This is a genomic window from Streptomyces sp. CoH27 (genome assembly GCF_020181035.1).
GTDB classification, from domain to species: Bacteria; Actinomycetota; Actinomycetes; order Streptomycetales; family Streptomycetaceae; genus Streptomyces; species Streptomyces camelliae.
In genome coordinates this window covers 130,448-144,741 of sequence record NZ_JAIQYY010000008.1, presented here as the reverse complement: position 1 = coordinate 144,741, position 14,294 = coordinate 130,448, and the positions used below count along the sequence as shown (strand labels likewise).

13 protein-coding genes are annotated in these 14,294 nt (G+C 72.4%); 11 read left to right on the top strand and 2 right to left on the bottom strand.

The window, feature by feature from the left end; all coding sequences use genetic code 11:
• Positions 1–236: 236 nt before the first annotated feature.
• Positions 237–1,067 (bottom strand): HAD family phosphatase, encoded by an 831-nt coding sequence (locus LE548_RS14800; protein ID WP_225097288.1) that lies wholly within the window; start codon positions 1,065–1,067, stop codon positions 237–239.
• Positions 1,068–1,660: 593 nt separating this feature from the next.
• Here LE548_RS14800 and ssd point away from each other — a divergent pair.
• From ssd to LE548_RS14765, 7 genes are all read left to right on the top strand, one after another.
• Entirely contained in the window at positions 1,661–2,767 is a 1,107-nt protein-coding gene (ssd, locus tag LE548_RS14795; RefSeq protein ID WP_225097287.1) for a septum site-determining protein Ssd, read from the top strand.
• A complete protein-coding gene (locus tag LE548_RS14790) occupies positions 2,764–3,954 on the top strand; it encodes a TadA family conjugal transfer-associated ATPase (RefSeq protein WP_225097286.1) in 1,191 nt (396 codons plus the stop codon). The genes ssd and LE548_RS14790 overlap by 4 nt, the downstream gene beginning before the upstream one ends.
• Before the next feature lie 81 nt (positions 3,955–4,035).
• Positions 4,036–4,917 carry a type II secretion system F family protein gene (locus LE548_RS14785; RefSeq protein WP_374116094.1) on the top strand — a complete coding sequence of 294 codons (882 nt, stop codon included), beginning with the start codon at positions 4,036–4,038 and terminating at the stop codon, positions 4,915–4,917.
• A 98-nt stretch (positions 4,918–5,015) separates the two neighbouring features.
• A complete protein-coding gene (locus tag LE548_RS14780; protein ID WP_225097285.1) occupies positions 5,016–5,795 on the top strand; it encodes a type II secretion system F family protein in 780 nt (259 codons plus the stop codon).
• Between the two features lie 75 nt (positions 5,796–5,870).
• Positions 5,871–6,077 (top strand): DUF4244 domain-containing protein, encoded by a 207-nt coding sequence (locus tag LE548_RS14775; RefSeq protein ID WP_225097284.1) that lies wholly within the window; start codon positions 5,871–5,873, stop codon positions 6,075–6,077.
• A gap of 22 nt (positions 6,078–6,099) precedes the next feature.
• Positions 6,100–6,438 (top strand): TadE family type IV pilus minor pilin, encoded by a 339-nt coding sequence (locus LE548_RS14770; RefSeq protein WP_308030181.1) that lies wholly within the window; start codon positions 6,100–6,102, stop codon positions 6,436–6,438.
• Positions 6,439–6,677: 239 nt separating this feature from the next.
• Positions 6,678–7,043: an Rv3654c family TadE-like protein gene (locus LE548_RS14765; protein WP_225097282.1), complete on the top strand. Its 366-nt coding sequence runs from the start codon at positions 6,678–6,680 to the stop codon at positions 7,041–7,043.
• Here the strand turns inward: LE548_RS14765 and LE548_RS14760 are convergent.
• Positions 6,952–9,720, bottom strand: a complete 2,769-nt coding sequence (locus tag LE548_RS14760; RefSeq protein WP_225097281.1) for a DEAD/DEAH box helicase — start codon at positions 9,718–9,720, stop codon at positions 6,952–6,954. The genes LE548_RS14765 and LE548_RS14760 overlap by 92 nt on opposite strands.
• Positions 9,721–9,801: 81 nt before the next feature.
• Between LE548_RS14760 and bldG the strand changes: the two genes are divergently transcribed.
• The 4 genes from bldG to LE548_RS14740 all read left to right on the top strand — a co-directional run bounded on the left by bldG (position 9,802) and on the right by LE548_RS14740 (position 14,273).
• On the top strand, positions 9,802–10,143 hold the full coding sequence (gene bldG, locus LE548_RS14755) for an anti-sigma factor antagonist BldG (protein WP_225097280.1): 342 nt from the start codon (positions 9,802–9,804) through the stop codon (positions 10,141–10,143).
• 157 nt (positions 10,144–10,300) lie between these two features.
• Positions 10,301–10,735: an ATP-binding protein gene (locus tag LE548_RS14750; protein ID WP_225097279.1), complete on the top strand. Its 435-nt coding sequence runs from the start codon at positions 10,301–10,303 to the stop codon at positions 10,733–10,735.
• Between the two features lie 271 nt (positions 10,736–11,006).
• Positions 11,007–13,409, top strand: coding sequence for a sodium-translocating pyrophosphatase (locus LE548_RS14745; RefSeq protein ID WP_225097278.1), 2,403 nt, complete (start codon positions 11,007–11,009; stop codon positions 13,407–13,409).
• A 237-nt stretch (positions 13,410–13,646) separates the two neighbouring features.
• Complete coding sequence (locus tag LE548_RS14740; RefSeq protein ID WP_225097277.1) at positions 13,647–14,273, top strand: small secreted protein; 627 nt, start codon at positions 13,647–13,649, stop codon at positions 14,271–14,273.
• The last annotated feature ends 21 nt before the right edge of the window (positions 14,274–14,294 follow it).

Sequence of the window (14,294 nt, the reverse complement as noted above, 5' to 3'; positions counted from 1 at the left end):
GTCGGGGACTTTGCCCGTCACCTGGTGCTGCTGGCCCGTAATCGACGGGTCGACGTCGCGTGGGTGCCCGGTGTTCATGCGGGGTCCGTGGGCCAAGTGCGTAGTGGTAGGTGATCCTCGCGGATGTCCTTTGGTCTCGCGGGCCTATGTTCTTTCTACCGCGAGCCGGGAGGAAGCGGAACCCCTGCCCGCACTTCTTTACTTTCAGGTTCAAACGCGGGTGAAACGGGCGGCGTTCAGGCGGTGCTCCGGCGCCGGCTGGTGTACCAGACGAGGCCGGCGGTCGCGGCCGCCGCTCCTATCGCCGCCGCCGCGACGAGCGCGGGGCGGGGCGGAACCGACAGTGCGGGCAGTCGCTTCTTGAGCGGGACGGGCCGGCGGAACTCCAGAACCGGCCACCCGCGCGCGAGTGCCTCGCGGCGCAGTGCGCGGTCCGGGTTGACCGCGTGCGGGTGTCCGACCGTCTGGAGCATCGGCAGATCGGTCACCGAGTCGCTGTAGGCGTAACAGCGGTCGAGGTCGTACCCCTCGGACGCGGCCAGCTCGCGGATCGCCTCGGCCTTGGTCGGGCCGTAGGCGTAGTACTCCACCTCCCCGGTGAAGCAGCCGTCCTCGCCGACGACCATGCGCGTGGCCACCACCCGGTCGGCGCCCAGCAGTTCGCCGACCGGCTCGACCACTTCGGCGCCCGAGGTCGACACGATCACCACGTCTCGTCCGGCCGTGTGGTGCTCCTCGATGAGGGAGGCCGCCTCGTCGTAGATGATCGGGTCGATCAGGTCGTGCAGCGTCTCGGCCACGATCTCCCGCACCTGCTGCACGTTCCAGCCGCGACAGAGGGCGGACAGATACTCGCGCATGCGCTCCATCTGGTCGTGATCCAGGCCGCCGGCCAGGAAGACGAACTGGGCATAGGCGGTACGCAGCGCGGCCCTGCGGTTGATCAGCCCGCCTTGGTAGAAGGACTTGCTGAAGGTGAGCGTGCTCGACTTCGCAATGACCGTCTTGTCCAGGTCAAAGAAGGCTGCCGCGCGGGGCAAGGAGTGGTTTTCCACGTCCCTGAGCATAGGCGCCCACCATTCGGCGTAAGGTGGGGCGCGTGGGTTTGCCTGAGAGGGCTCTCGGGTACACCATGGAAGTCACGGATCGTTCGCGACCGTGCTAACCCGGTCCGACTCCTCCCCCCCCGAGTCGGCCGTGGGGACGACCCCCGCTCTCCCCCCCGGCGGGGGTCGTCGCATGTCCGGACGGGTTTTCACCCTCTTTCCCCTTCCTTCCGCGACCGTACGGCCGCTCCGGCGCCGCAGCGGCCGTCGCTTCGACATGCCCATGATCCGTTACTCACGGTAATCTCCAGGCTGCTCTGTGGAAGTCGCACAGGGATCGGTACAGGCGTCACCGGTATGGGTGATGGAGATATTCACAGGCCCGGAGTTGTCCACAGTTTTCGACCAAGATCCACATTATTTCGCCGTTCCCTGCACCGTGATTCCAGCGCACCGCGGCCGGGGCGAGTTCATGGCCGGTTCCGATTGCCGGAGTGCGTATGGCCGGTTTCCGTCGGCCGTTCATATGGAGGCCTGCTTGCCGGTTCTCCACATCTTTGGGAAACGCGGGGCCGCAGGGGCTGCGCGGCCCACGCAGCGAAGGGGGAACACTCGTGACCGGAACCGTCACCCACGACCCGCCGCCCGCCACCTCGGACCGGCCGGGCCGGCCGCTGATCGTCACCGAGGACGCCGAACTCCTGGACGACCTGCTGCGCCTGTGCGCGGCCGCCGGCGCCACACCCGAGGTCCATCCCTGCGTCCCGGACCACGGCGACGGCTGGGCGACGGCCCCGCTCGTGCTGGTCGGCGATGACGCCGCCCGGCGCGTCGGCGGGGCCGCGCGCCGCCGCGGAGTGGTGCTGGTCGGCCGGGACCAGGACGACTCGGGGGTGTGGAAACGAGCCGTCCAGATCGGCGCCGACCACGTCCTGATGCTGCCCGACGGCGAGCAGTGGCTGGTCGACCGCATCGCGGACGTCGCCGAGGGCGTCGGCCGCCCGGCCCTCACCGTCGGGGTGATCGGCGGCCGCGGCGGGGCCGGCGCGTCCACGCTCGCGTGTGCCCTCGCCGTCACCTCCGCGCGCGAGGGACTGCGCACCCTCCTCGTGGACGCCGATCCGCTCGGCGGCGGACTCGACGTACTCCTCGGCGGGGAGAGCGCCGAGGGGCTGCGCTGGCCCGCCTTCGCCGCCTCCCGGGGGCGGGTCGGCGGCGGCGCGCTGGAGGAGTCGCTGCCGGAGCTGCACGCGCTGCGCGTGCTCAGCTGGGACCGCGGCGACTGCGTCGCCGTCCCGCACCAGGCGGTGCGCGCAGTGCTCGCCGCAGCCCGGCGGCGCGGCGGCACGGTCGTCGTCGATCTGCCCCGCCGCCTCGACGACGGCGTCGCCGAAGCCCTCGCCCAGCTCGACCTGGCCCTGCTCGTCGTCCCCGCCGAGCTGCGAGCGGTCGCGGCCGCCGGGCGGGTGGCGTCCGCCGTCGGCGTGGTCGTACGCGATGTGCGGGTGGCCGTGCGCGGGCCGTACGCGCCCGGCCTGGACGCCACGGAGGTGGCCCGGCTGCTCGGTCTGCCGCTGGCCGGCGAGGTCCCGGTCGAGCCGGCACTGCTGCGCCCCCAGGGCGGCGCGAAGCCGCCCGGCGCGACCGGGCGCGGCCCGCTCGCCCGCTTCTGCACGGCCTTCTGGGAGCGGGCGCTGGTCGAGGCCGGAGGCACCCGATGACGCTCCCCGGACTCGACCGGGCCGACGGCGCCGCCCTGCTCGACGGCGTCCGGCGCTGGCTGGCAGAGAGCGGCGCCGAACCCACCCCCGCGCGCGTGGCGCAGGCCCTGCGCGAACAGGGCCGGGTGCTCGGTGACGCCGAAGTCCTCGGCGCGGCCGCACACCTGCGCAGCGAACTGGTCGGCAGCGGCCCGCTGGAGCCGCTGCTCGCCGATCCGGACGTCACCGACGTCCTGGTCTCGGCCCCGGACCGGGTCTGGGTGGACCGCGGCGGCGGCCTGGAGCTGACCCCGGTGACCTTCCCCGACCCGGCGGCGGTACGCCGCCTCGCGCAGCGGCTGGCCGCCGTGGCCGGACGGCGCCTGGACGACGCCCGGCCGTGGGCGGACGCCCGGCTGCCCGACGGCACCCGGCTGCACGCGGTGCTGCCCCCGGTCGCCGTCGGCTGCACATGCCTGTCCTTGCGGGTCGTACGGCCCCGGGCGTTCACCCTGGAGGAACTGGTCGCGGCCGGCACCGTGCCGCCCGGCGGCGACCGGATCCTGCGGGCGCTGCTGGCGGCCCGGCTTTCCTTTCTCGTCAGCGGCGGCACCGGGAGCGGCAAGACGACCTTGCTCAGCACCCTGCTGGGCCTGGTCGGAGCGGACGAACGGATCGTGCTCGCCGAGGACTCGGCCGAGCTGCGACCGGACCACCCGCACGTCGTCCGGCTGGAGACCCGGCCCGCCAACCAGGAGGGCGCCGGCCTCGTCACCCTGGAGGACCTCGTCCGGCAGGCGCTGCGGATGCGGCCCGACCGACTGGTCGTCGGCGAGGTGCGCGGACCCGAGGTCGTGCATCTGCTCGCGGCCCTGAACACCGGCCATGAGGGCGGCTGTTGCACGGTCCACGCGAACGCCGCCGCGGACGTCCCGGCCCGGCTGGAGGCACTGGCCACGGCCGCGGGGCTCGACCGGGCCGCCCTGCACAGCCAGCTCGCGGCCGCGCTCTGCGTCGTCCTGCACCTCGCACGGGACCGCTCCGGGCGGCGCCGGATCGCCGAGGTGCATGTGCTGGAGCGGGACGGTGCGGGACTGGTGCGGACGGTGCCCGCGCTGCGCTGGGGCGAGCGGGCCTTCGTCCGGGAGCGGGGCTGGGAGCGGCTGCGGCAACTGCTCGGTCCAGCGGGGGAGTTCGAGGAGGACTGAGGGCCGAGGGGGAGAGGCGAGCGGGACAGGTGACCGGAACAGGTGACTGGGAGAGGTGACTGGGAGAGGTGACTGGGAGAGGTGACTGATGTGATCAGTGGGGTCGGTGAGACGTCTCTGGGTGCGGCGCTGGTCTGTCTCGGGGCGCTGGTCTGGCTGCAGGGCGGGCGGCATCACGGGATGCGGCGTGCGCGGCTGCTGCTCGCGGGCGGCGGAGTGGTGCCGACCGGACCGACCTCCTGGGAACAGGTGAGCGCGGAACTGCGGCGACTGCGTGGCCGGTTGGGTGCTGAGTGGTGTGCGCTCGCGGCCGGGCTGCTGCTCGCGGTGCTGGGCACCTCGGTGATTCCGGTCGTCGCGGGGGTGGCCGGGGTGCCGGTGCTGCGCCGGGTGCGGCTGGCCCGGCAGGCCCGGCGGGACCGGGAGCGACGGGCGGACGCGGTGATCGCCCTGTGCGGGTCCCTCGCCGGGGAGGTGCGCGCCGGACGGCAGCCGGGTGAGGCGCTGCCCCGGGCCGCGTGGGACACGGGCGGGCTCGGGGACGCACAGGCGGCCGTCGTCGCGGCGGCGCGGTTCGGCGGGGACGTGCCCGCAGCGCTCGCCGCGGCCGCTCGGCAACCGGGTGCCGAGGGGCTGCTCGGACTGGCCGCGTGCTGGCGGGTGGCCGTGCACCAGGGCGCCGGACTCGCGGCCGGCCTGGACCGGCTGGACACGGCACTGCGCGCTGAACGGGACCAACGCGCCGACCTGCGTGCCCAGCTGGCCGGAGCCCGGGCCACGGCGGTCCTGCTCGCCGCCCTGCCCGCCCTCGGTCTCCTCCTCGGCACGGCCATGGGCGCCGCCCCGCTCCACGTACTTCTGCACACCGGCGCAGGACTGGGCTGCCTCGCGGTGGGCGTGGCCTTCGAGGCGGCCGGGATGGGGTGGGCGGTGCGGATCGTGCGGGGTGCGGAGGCGGCGTGAGGGGCGGAAGGAGGCAGTGTGAGCGGGGCGTATGGGCGGGGTGCGGAGTGAGCCGGTGCTGGTGGGCAGTGCGGAAACGGGCGAGGAGAACGGGCGGTATGAGCGGGGAAGTTGTCCACAGGGTGGGGATGGTCGTCGTCGTGGTGCTGGGACTCGGCTGGGGGGTTCGGTGGCTGGAGTTGGTGCGGCGGCGTAGTCGGGCGCGGCGGCGGGTGGCCGAGTTGCTGGCGCTGGACGCACCGGGGTCGAGGCGGTCGTTCGAGGTCGTCGGCGCGTTGTGGCGGTGGCTGCCGCCGGCCGGGGCCGGGTGTGGCGTGTGGGTGCTGGTCGGTGGCCCGACCGGTGTCGTCCTGGGGCTGGTCGTCGGTGCCGGGCTGTGGCGATGGCGGAGCCGGCAGACGGCGGCCGGTTCGGCGGAGCGGGTGGACACCGCCGCGGCCGCACAGCAACTGCCGCTCGCTGCCGATCTGCTGGCCGCCTGCATCGCGGCCGGCGCCGGACCGGTGATCGCTGCCCAGGCGGTGGGGGAGGCGCTCGGCGGGTCCGTCGGCCAGGCGCTGGCGCGGGGCGCGGCGGAGGTGCGGCTCGGTGGTGAACCGGCGGACGCCTGGCGCCGGTTGGCCGCGTTGCCCGGTGCGGGAGCGCTGGCGCGGCTGCTGGAGCGGGCCGACGAGTCCGGGCTGCCCGCGGCGGGCCCCGCTGCCCGGCTCGCCTCGGACGCCCGTGCGCAGTGGGCCCGCACGGCGACGGCCCGGGCCCGGCGCGCCGCCGTACTGATCTCCGCGCCCGTCGGTCTGTGCTTCCTGCCGGCCTTCATCGCGGTCGGGGTGCTCCCCGTCGTGATCGGACTCGCGGGCGGGGTGAGGGGAGGCGGGTGAGTTCTACAGCGGCGAACACGAGCAAGTGAGTCCACGCGCATGAGCACAAATGACCTGAACCTCACGGGGGTTGGAATGAACAGGAAGATCAAGGAAGTCGCGGCGGCGGTACGGCTGCGGGGCAGGTGCCGGAAGGACGCCGGCATGGTGACGTCGGAGTACGCGATGGGGATCATCGCGGCCGTCGGATTCGCGTTGCTGCTCTACGAGGTCGTCACCAGCGGCGAGGTCCGGGCGGAGCTCCAGGACATCGTGAAGAGGGCCCTCAGTGCGCGGATGTGAGCGAGGGGCGGACCGGGGGTTCGTGACCGCGGAGACGGCCGTGGTGCTGTGTGTGCTGGTGGCGTTCACGATGGCGCTGGTCTGGGGGCTGCTCGTGGTGGCGGCGCAGATCCAGTGCGTGGACGCGGCCCGCACCGGCGCCCGGGCCGCCGCCCGGCAGGACCCGGCCGACGCGGTGGTGACGGTGACCCGGGATGCGGCGCCGCGCGGCGCACGCGTGACCGTGGAGCGCGCGGGCGACCAGGTCCGGGTCACGGTGACGGCCAGGCCGCCGGTGCTGAGCGGGCTGCCCTTCGAGGTCCGCGAACAGGCCGTGGCGCTGGCCGAGGAGACGGTGGGAGCGAGGGAGGAGGGGCCGTGAGAGAGGGGGACGAGCCGGTCTGCGGTCCCACGCGCGCGTACGGCAGGCGGCGGATCGGCCTCCCTGGCCGGGCGGGCTGTGAGCCGGAGGCGGCAAGGAAACTGGAGGCGGCGGGGAGGCCGGAGGCGGCGGGGAGGCTAGAGGCGGCGGGGAGGGCGGAGAGGGCAAGGGAGCGGGAGCCGGCGCCGGGACAGGGGCGAGGTCGGCCGTGTTCCGGTCGGGATCGGGGGTCCGCCACGGTGTGGAGCCTCGGGGTGATCGCCCTGCTGTGCGCGGTGTTCGGTGCCGTGCTCGCGCTCGGGCACGCCGTCGTCGTCCGGCATCGTGCTGCCGGCGGCGCGGATCTGGCGGCGCTCGCGGCGGCGGACCACTGGGCCGAGGGCGGGGCGGCGGCCTGCGCCCGGGCCGAGCGGGTGGCGGCGGCCCAGGGGGTACGGCTGGTGCGGTGCGCGATCGTGGGCGAGACCTCGGACGTGACGGTGGCGTCGGGAAGCGGACCGTTCACGGCGGAGGTCAGGTCGAGAGCGGGCCCTGCGATGCCGCTGCCGACTCCTCCTGCGGCGCCACCGCCGACGTCTGCTCAGGCCCCTCCGACGTCTGCTTAGGCTCCTCCGGCGGCTGCTCAGGCTCCTTCTGTGGCCCCGCCGAGGACGCCTGCTCAGGCTCCTTCTGCGGCCCCGCCAAGGACGCCTGCTCAGGCTTCTCCTGCGGCCCCACCACGGACGTCTGCCCAGGCTCCCCCTGCGTCCCCGCAGTCGATCCCTCCCCGGGCTTCTCGTCCGGCGCTCCCCGCAGCAGCACCGTGAGGAGGCGGACCGCGCCCCGCTTGTGCAACGGGTCGTTGCCGTTGCCGCACTTGGGGGACTGGATGCAGGACGGGCAGCCGGCCTCGCACTCGCAGGAGGCGATGGCCTCGCGGGTGGCGGTGAGCCAGGTGCGGGCGGTGTGGAAGGCGCGCTCGGCGAAGCCCGCGCCGCCGGGGTGGCCGTCGTAGACGAAGACCGTCGGAAGGAGGGTGTCGGGGTGGAGGGGGACGGACACGCCCCCGATGTCCCAGCGGTCGCAGGTGGCGAACAGGGGGAGCATGCCGATCGAGGCGTGTTCGGCGGCGTGCAGGGAGCCGCCGAGGATCTCCGGGTTGATCCGGGCCTCGTCCAGCTGGTCCTCGGTGACCGTCCACCACACCGCGCGCGTGCGCAGTGTGCGCGGAGGGAGGTCGAGTTTGGTCTCGCCGAGCACTTCACCGGTGATCAGGCGTCTGCGGAGGAAGGAGACCACCTGGTTGGTGACTTCTACGGAGCCGTAGCACAGGCGGCCGGAGCCCCAGGGGATCTCGGTGTCCGTCTCCAGGACGGAGATCGAGGTGGTGTCGCGGGCGACCGTGGAGTACGGCGGATCGGCCTGCTCGACCAGGGCGACCGAGTCCTCCAGGTCGAGCGAGCGCACCAGATACGTGCGGCCCTGGTGCAGATGGACCGCGCCCTCGTGGACCGTGGCGTGCGCGGCGGCCGCGTCGACCGTGCCCAGCAGGCGGCCGGTGCCGGCCTCCACGACCTGCACGGGGCTGCCGCCCGCGCCGCGGATGTCGGTCAGGTCGGCGGCCCGCTCCCGGCGGGTCCAGTGCCAGGCCCTGGTCCGTCTGCGCAGCAGCTTCGCGGCCTCCAGCTGCGGCAGCACATCCGCGCAGGCGGGGCCGAAGAGGTCCAGGTCCTCCTCGGTGAGCGGCAGTTCCGCGGCGGCGGCGCACAGGTGCGGGGCGAGGACGTAGGGGTTGTCGGGGTCGAGGACCGTCGATTCCACCGGTTGGTCGAACAGGGCCTCCGGGTGGTGGACCAGAAAGGTGTCCAGCGGATCGTCGCGGGCGACCAGGACCGCCAGGGCGCCCTGTCCGGAGCGGCCCGCGCGGCCCGCCTGCTGCCACAGGGACGCGCGCGTACCCGGATAGCCGGCGATCACCACCGCGTCCAGGCCGGAGACGTCCACGCCCAGCTCCAGGGCCGTCGTGGCGGCGAGGCCGAGGAGTTCGCCGGAGTGCAGGGCGCGTTCCAGGGCGCGCCGCTCCTCGGGGAGGTAGCCGCCCCGGTAGGCCGCGACCCGCCGGACCAGGGAGCGGTCGACCTCGGCCAGCCGCTCCTGGGCGATGACCGAGATCAGCTCGGCGCCGCGCCGGGACCGTACGAAGGCGACCGAGCGCACGCCCTGCACGGTCAGGTCGGTCAGCAGGTCGGCGGTCTCAGCGGTGGCGGTACGCCGGACGGGGGCGCCCTTCTCGCCGTGCAGGTCGGTGAGCGGGGGCTCCCACAGAGCGAAGACGAGTTCCCCGCGCGGGGAGGCGTCGTCTGCGACCTCGACCACCGGCAGACCGGTCAGCCGGCGGGCGGCGACGGACGGCTCGGCGGCGGTCGCCGAGGCCAGCAGGAAGACGGGCGAGGAGCCGTAGCGGGCGCACAGGCGGCGCAGGCGGCGCAGTACCTGGGCGACGTGCGAGCCGAAGACGCCCCGGTAGGTGTGGCACTCGTCGACGACGACGTACTTGAGCGCCTTCAGGAAGGAGGACCAGCGCGGATGGGAGGGGAGTATCCCGCGGTGCAGCATGTCGGGGTTGGTCAGGACGTAGTTGGCGTACTGGCGGATCCACTCCCGTTGCTCGACCGGGGTGTCACCGTCGTACACGGCCGGGCGTACGGCGTTGCCGAGGGGTTGTGAAAGTTCCTTCACCGACCGGCACTGGTCCGCCGCGAGTGCCTTGGTCGGGGCGAGGTAGAGCGCGGTGGCGCCACGCCCGCCCACCCGTCGCCCGCCACCGCCCCGTGGAAGCGCTTCGCGCTGCTGCGTCCATTGGGTGGGCGCCTCGGAGCCCTCCAGGAGGGCGGACAGGACGGGCACGAGGTACGCGAGGGACTTGCCGGAGGCGGTGCCGGTGGCGACCACCACCGAGTCGCCGTCCAGGGCGTGCTCGGCGGCCAGCGCCTGGTGCGCCCAGGGGTGCTCGATGCCGCACTCCTGCACGGCCGCGATCACCTCGGACCGAATCCGGTCAGGCCAGACGGCATGGCGGCCCGCGCGCGGGGGCAAGTGCTCCGTATGAGTGATGCGCGCAGCCCGGCTCGGCCCGGAGGCGAGCCGGTCCAGGACCGCGCTCGGAGACGGGCGGGATGCCGGGTCCGCCGGGGATCGATCGGATCGGTGATTCTTGGCCATCGGCACCGAGTGTGTCACTGGCGTGACGGACAATGGGGCCAAGGCGTCGTGCACGCCTGCCGGTAAGTGATTGAATGCCATCGCGGCTGGCGAAGCGTCCCGGGGGCCGCAAGCCGAGATGCCCGAGGGACGACCGCTCGATAGCAAGGTGCTGGAGGACCCGTGGACCTGTCCCTGTCGACCGAGACCGTCGGCGATCGTACGGTCGTCAAAGTCGGTGGCGAAATCGACGTGTATACCGCGCCCAAGCTGCGCGAGCAGCTGGTCGAGCTGGTGAACGACGGGAATTTCCACCTCGTCGTCGACATGGAGGGCGTGGACTTCCTCGACTCCACCGGGCTCGGCGTGCTGGTCGGCGGCCTGAAGCGGGTGCGTGCCCACGAGGGCTCGCTGCGCCTGGTCTGCAACCAGGAGCGCATTCTCAAGATCTTCCGTATCACCGGCCTCACCAAGGTGTTCCCGATCCACACCTCGGTCGAGGACGCGGTGCAGGCCACCGACTGACCGTGGACCGCTCTCCGGTGTCGGGCTTCCGCCGGGAGCCCGACACCGGACGGTCCCGTCCGGGCCGATGAGGTGACCCGGACACAGAAGTACATCTGGGGTGCGGGCGCTCGGCGGCCCCGCCCCCGACCGCACGCCCGTTTCGCGAGGGGGATGCATGGCCACCGTCGAACTCCGCTTCAGCGCGCTGCCCGAGCATGTCCGGACCGCCCGCCTGGTGGCGGCCGCGGTGGCACGCAGGGCCGGAGTGGACGAGGCCGTCCTGGACGAGGTCCGGCTCGCCGTCGGCGAGGCCTGCTCCCGTGCTGTCGGGCTGCACCAGAGCGTCGGTATCTCGGCACCTGTGAAGGTGGCGCTGATCGAGGAGGAGAAGCAGTTCTCCATCGAGGTCGGCGATGAGGCCCCGCACGCCACGCCGCGGGGCGACACGCCCGGCGGCGCGCAGGACGTCGAGGCGGACGTCGAGGAGGACGAGATGGGCCTCGCGGTCATCAGCGGCCTCGTCGACGACGTGAAGGTGACCACCGGCAAGGACGGCGGTCTCATCCGGATGACCTGGCCGACGGCACCGCCGTCGGCGGCCGTTCTCTGAGCGTCGCGCACCACTTCACGAGGGCCCTGCCGAGCAGGGCCCTCGGTGTTTTTCCGGCGCGAACACGAATTCGTGAAGGAATTCACGATCATTGGCGATCACCGGCAATGCTTTGAAGGCATTACTCCATTCGGGTGGAGTGGCGGGAACTCGATCATTTGCCGATGACCCGGTGGAGGCTAATTCCGTTTACCGCGCTCTGTTGAGATCACTCCGGGGTACCTAGAATCCGTCCACATCTTGAGCTCAGCCCAAGCGTCAAGGAGGACGAATGGCCGGGCTTTCTACTTCTCCATCGGATCACTCCGTCACCCTCGCGGCCGCGGTCCTGACCGCTCACAACCGGATCCTCGTGGCCGCCATTGCCGTGATCGCCCTGGCCGCGCTGGTGGTCGCGGGGGTCCTGGTGCGCCAGGTGCTCACCGCGGGCGAGGGTACCGACAGCATGAAGCGGATCGCCGAGGCGGTCCAGGAAGGCGCGAAGGCGTATCTCGCCCGGCAGTTGCGCACGCTCGGCGTATTCGCCGTCGTCGTGTTCTTCCTGCTCATGCTGCTGCCCGCGGACAACTGGAATCAGCGGGCCGGACGATCGGTGTTCTTCCTGATCGGCGCTGCCTTCTCGGCAGCCACCGGCTATATCGGCATGTGGCTGGCCGTGCGCAGCAATGTGCGCGTCGCCGCGGCCGCCCGGGAAGCCACACCGGCACCGGGGGAACCGGAAAAGGATCTCACCACCGTCTCGCACACCGCGATGAAGATCGCATTTCGCACAGGCGGCGTCGTCGGCATGTTCACGGTGGGCCTCGGCCTGCTGGGCGCCTCCTGTGTGGTGCTGGTGTACGCGGCCGACGCGCCGAAGGTGCTGGAGGGCTTCGGCCTCGGCGCCGCCCTGATCGCCATGTTCATGAGGGTGGGCGGCGGCATCTTCACCAAGGCCGCCGACGTCGGCGCCGACCTGGTCGGCAAGGTCGAGCAGGGCATTCCGGAGGACGATCCGCGCAATGCCGCGACCATCGCCGACAACGTGGGCGACAACGTCGGCGACTGCGCGGGCATGGCGGCCGACCTGTTCGAGTCGTACGCCGTGACCCTGGTGGCCGCGCTGATCCTCGGCAAGGCCGCCTTCGGCAACTCCGGGCTGGCGTTCCCGCTGCTCGTGCCCGCGATCGGCGTCCTCACCGCGATGATCGGCATCTTCGCGGTCGCCCCGCGCCGCGCCGACCGCAGCGGCATGACCGCGATCAACCGCGGCTTTTTCATCTCCGCGGTGATCTCCCTCGCGCTGGTCGCGGTCGCGGTCTTCGTCTACCTGCCCTCGAAGTACTCCGACCTGCACGGCGTGACGGACGCGGCGATCCGGGGCAAGGACGGCGATCCGCGGATCCTCGCCCTCGTCGCGGTCGCCATCGGCATCCTGCTCGCCGCCGTCATCCAGCAGCTCACCGGCTACTTCACCGAGACCAACCGTCGCCCAGTCCGGGACGTCGGCAAGACCTCTCTCACCGGCCCGGCCACGGTCGTGCTGTCCGGCATCTCGCTCGGCCTGGAGTCCGCCGTCTACACCGCGCTGCTCATCGGGCTCGGCGTGTACGGCGCGTTCCTGCTCGGCGGTACGTCGATCATGCTGGCGCTGTTCGCGGTCGCCCTGGCCGGCACCGGCCTGCTCACCACGGTCGGCGTGATCGTCGCCATGGACACCTTCGGGCCGGTCTCCGACAACGCCCAGGGCATCGCCGAGATGTCCGGCGACGTCCAGGGTGCGGGCGCGCAGGTGCTCACCAACCTGGACGCGGTCGGCAACACGACCAAGGCCATCACCAAGGGCATCGCCATCGCCACGGCTGTCCTCGCGGCGTCGGCGCTGTTCGGGTCGTACCGCGACGCGATCACCACCAATGTGCAGGGCGTCGGGGAGAAGCTCACCGGGCCGGGCGCGCCGCTGAGCCTGTCCCTGGACATCTCGCAGCCCAACAACCTCGTCGGCCTCATCGCGGGCGCCGCGGTCGTCTTCCTCTTCTCCGGACTGGCCATCAACGCCGTGTCGCGCTCGGCGGGTTCAGTGGTGTTCGAGGTGCGGCGGCAGTTCCGCGAGCACCCCGGGATCATGGACTACACCGAGAAGCCCGAGTACGGGCGTGTCGTCGACATCTGCACCAAGGACGCCCTGCGGGAGCTGGCCACACCAGGTCTGCTCGCCGTGATGGCGCCCATCTTCGTCGGCTTCACGCTCGGCGTCGGCGCGCTCGGCTCCTACCTCGCCGGCGCGATCGGCGCGGGCACGCTGATGGCGGTGTTCCTCGCCAACTCCGGCGGCGCCTGGGACAACGCCAAGAAGCTGGTGGAGGACGGCCACCACGGCGGCAAGGGCAGCGACGCCCACGCGGCCACGGTGATCGGCGACACGGTCGGCGACCCCTTCAAGGACACCGCCGGACCGGCGATCAACCCGCTGCTGAAGGTCATGAACCTGGTCTCGCTGCTCATCGCGCCCGCGGTGATCAAGTTCTCCTACGGCAACGACAAGAACCTCGGCGTACGGATCCTGATCGCGATCCTCGCGCTCGTGGTGATCGTCACCGCCGTGTACATCTCCAAGCGGCGCGGCATCGCCGTCGGCGACGACGAGAGTGCCGAGCGGGTCGCCAACTCGCCCAACACGGCGGTGGTTTCGTAGCCGTACTCCTGGTTCGTTCGAGAGGCCCTGTGCAACGGGTGGGCGGGCGGCGCGTGTTGACGTGCCCCCCCCCCACCCGCGTCTGCGGATCCGTGTGTGGGCTCGCCCACGTGGTGAGCCTTGTCTCCCATGGCGCAAAAGGTAATAAAAAGTGCTTTAGGGTGCGTACGGGGTGCTGGGGTTGTGCGTCCGCCGTGTAGGGTCCGTGGGCCGAGAGCCATGGAAGGGACCGATCCGGTGAACAAGAAGCTCACGGCCGCACTGTCCGGCGGTGCGGTACTGGTGGTGGCGCTGACGGGCTGCACCAGCAGCAGCGGCGGCGGCAGCAAGGGGCCCGACCCCAAGCTGGTCGCCTGGGCCAAGACCGTGTGTGACGCGGTGCCCGCACAGGACGCCAAGATCAAGGCGGCCAACGCGTCGATCGCGGCCATCGCCACGGACAGCAACCTCCCGCCGCAGAGCGCCCAGAAGACCTACTCGCATGCCTTCCAGGATCTGGCCGACGGCTACCAGGCGCTCGCCGACGCCATCGACAAGGCCGGCGCGCCCCCCGGCATCGGCGACGGCGCCAAGCGGCAGCAGGACGCCGCCAAGAACCTCGTCGGCCTCTCCACGTCGTACGTCAACCTGAAGAAGAAGGTCGACGGGCTCGACACCAAGGACCAGAGCAAGTTCGCCCAGGGACTCAAGGACGTCGCCGCCACCCAGACGGACGAGGTCGGCAAGCAGAGCAGCAACGGCACGGAGGCGCTGAAGCGGCTGGAGGAGGGCGACGTCAAGCAGGCGATGGCCCAGCAGCCCAGTTGCAAGGTCGCCGCCGCGTCCGTGTCCGCGTCCCCGACGGCGCAGTCGACCACCGGCTGACGGACGGCGCGGGCCACGAGG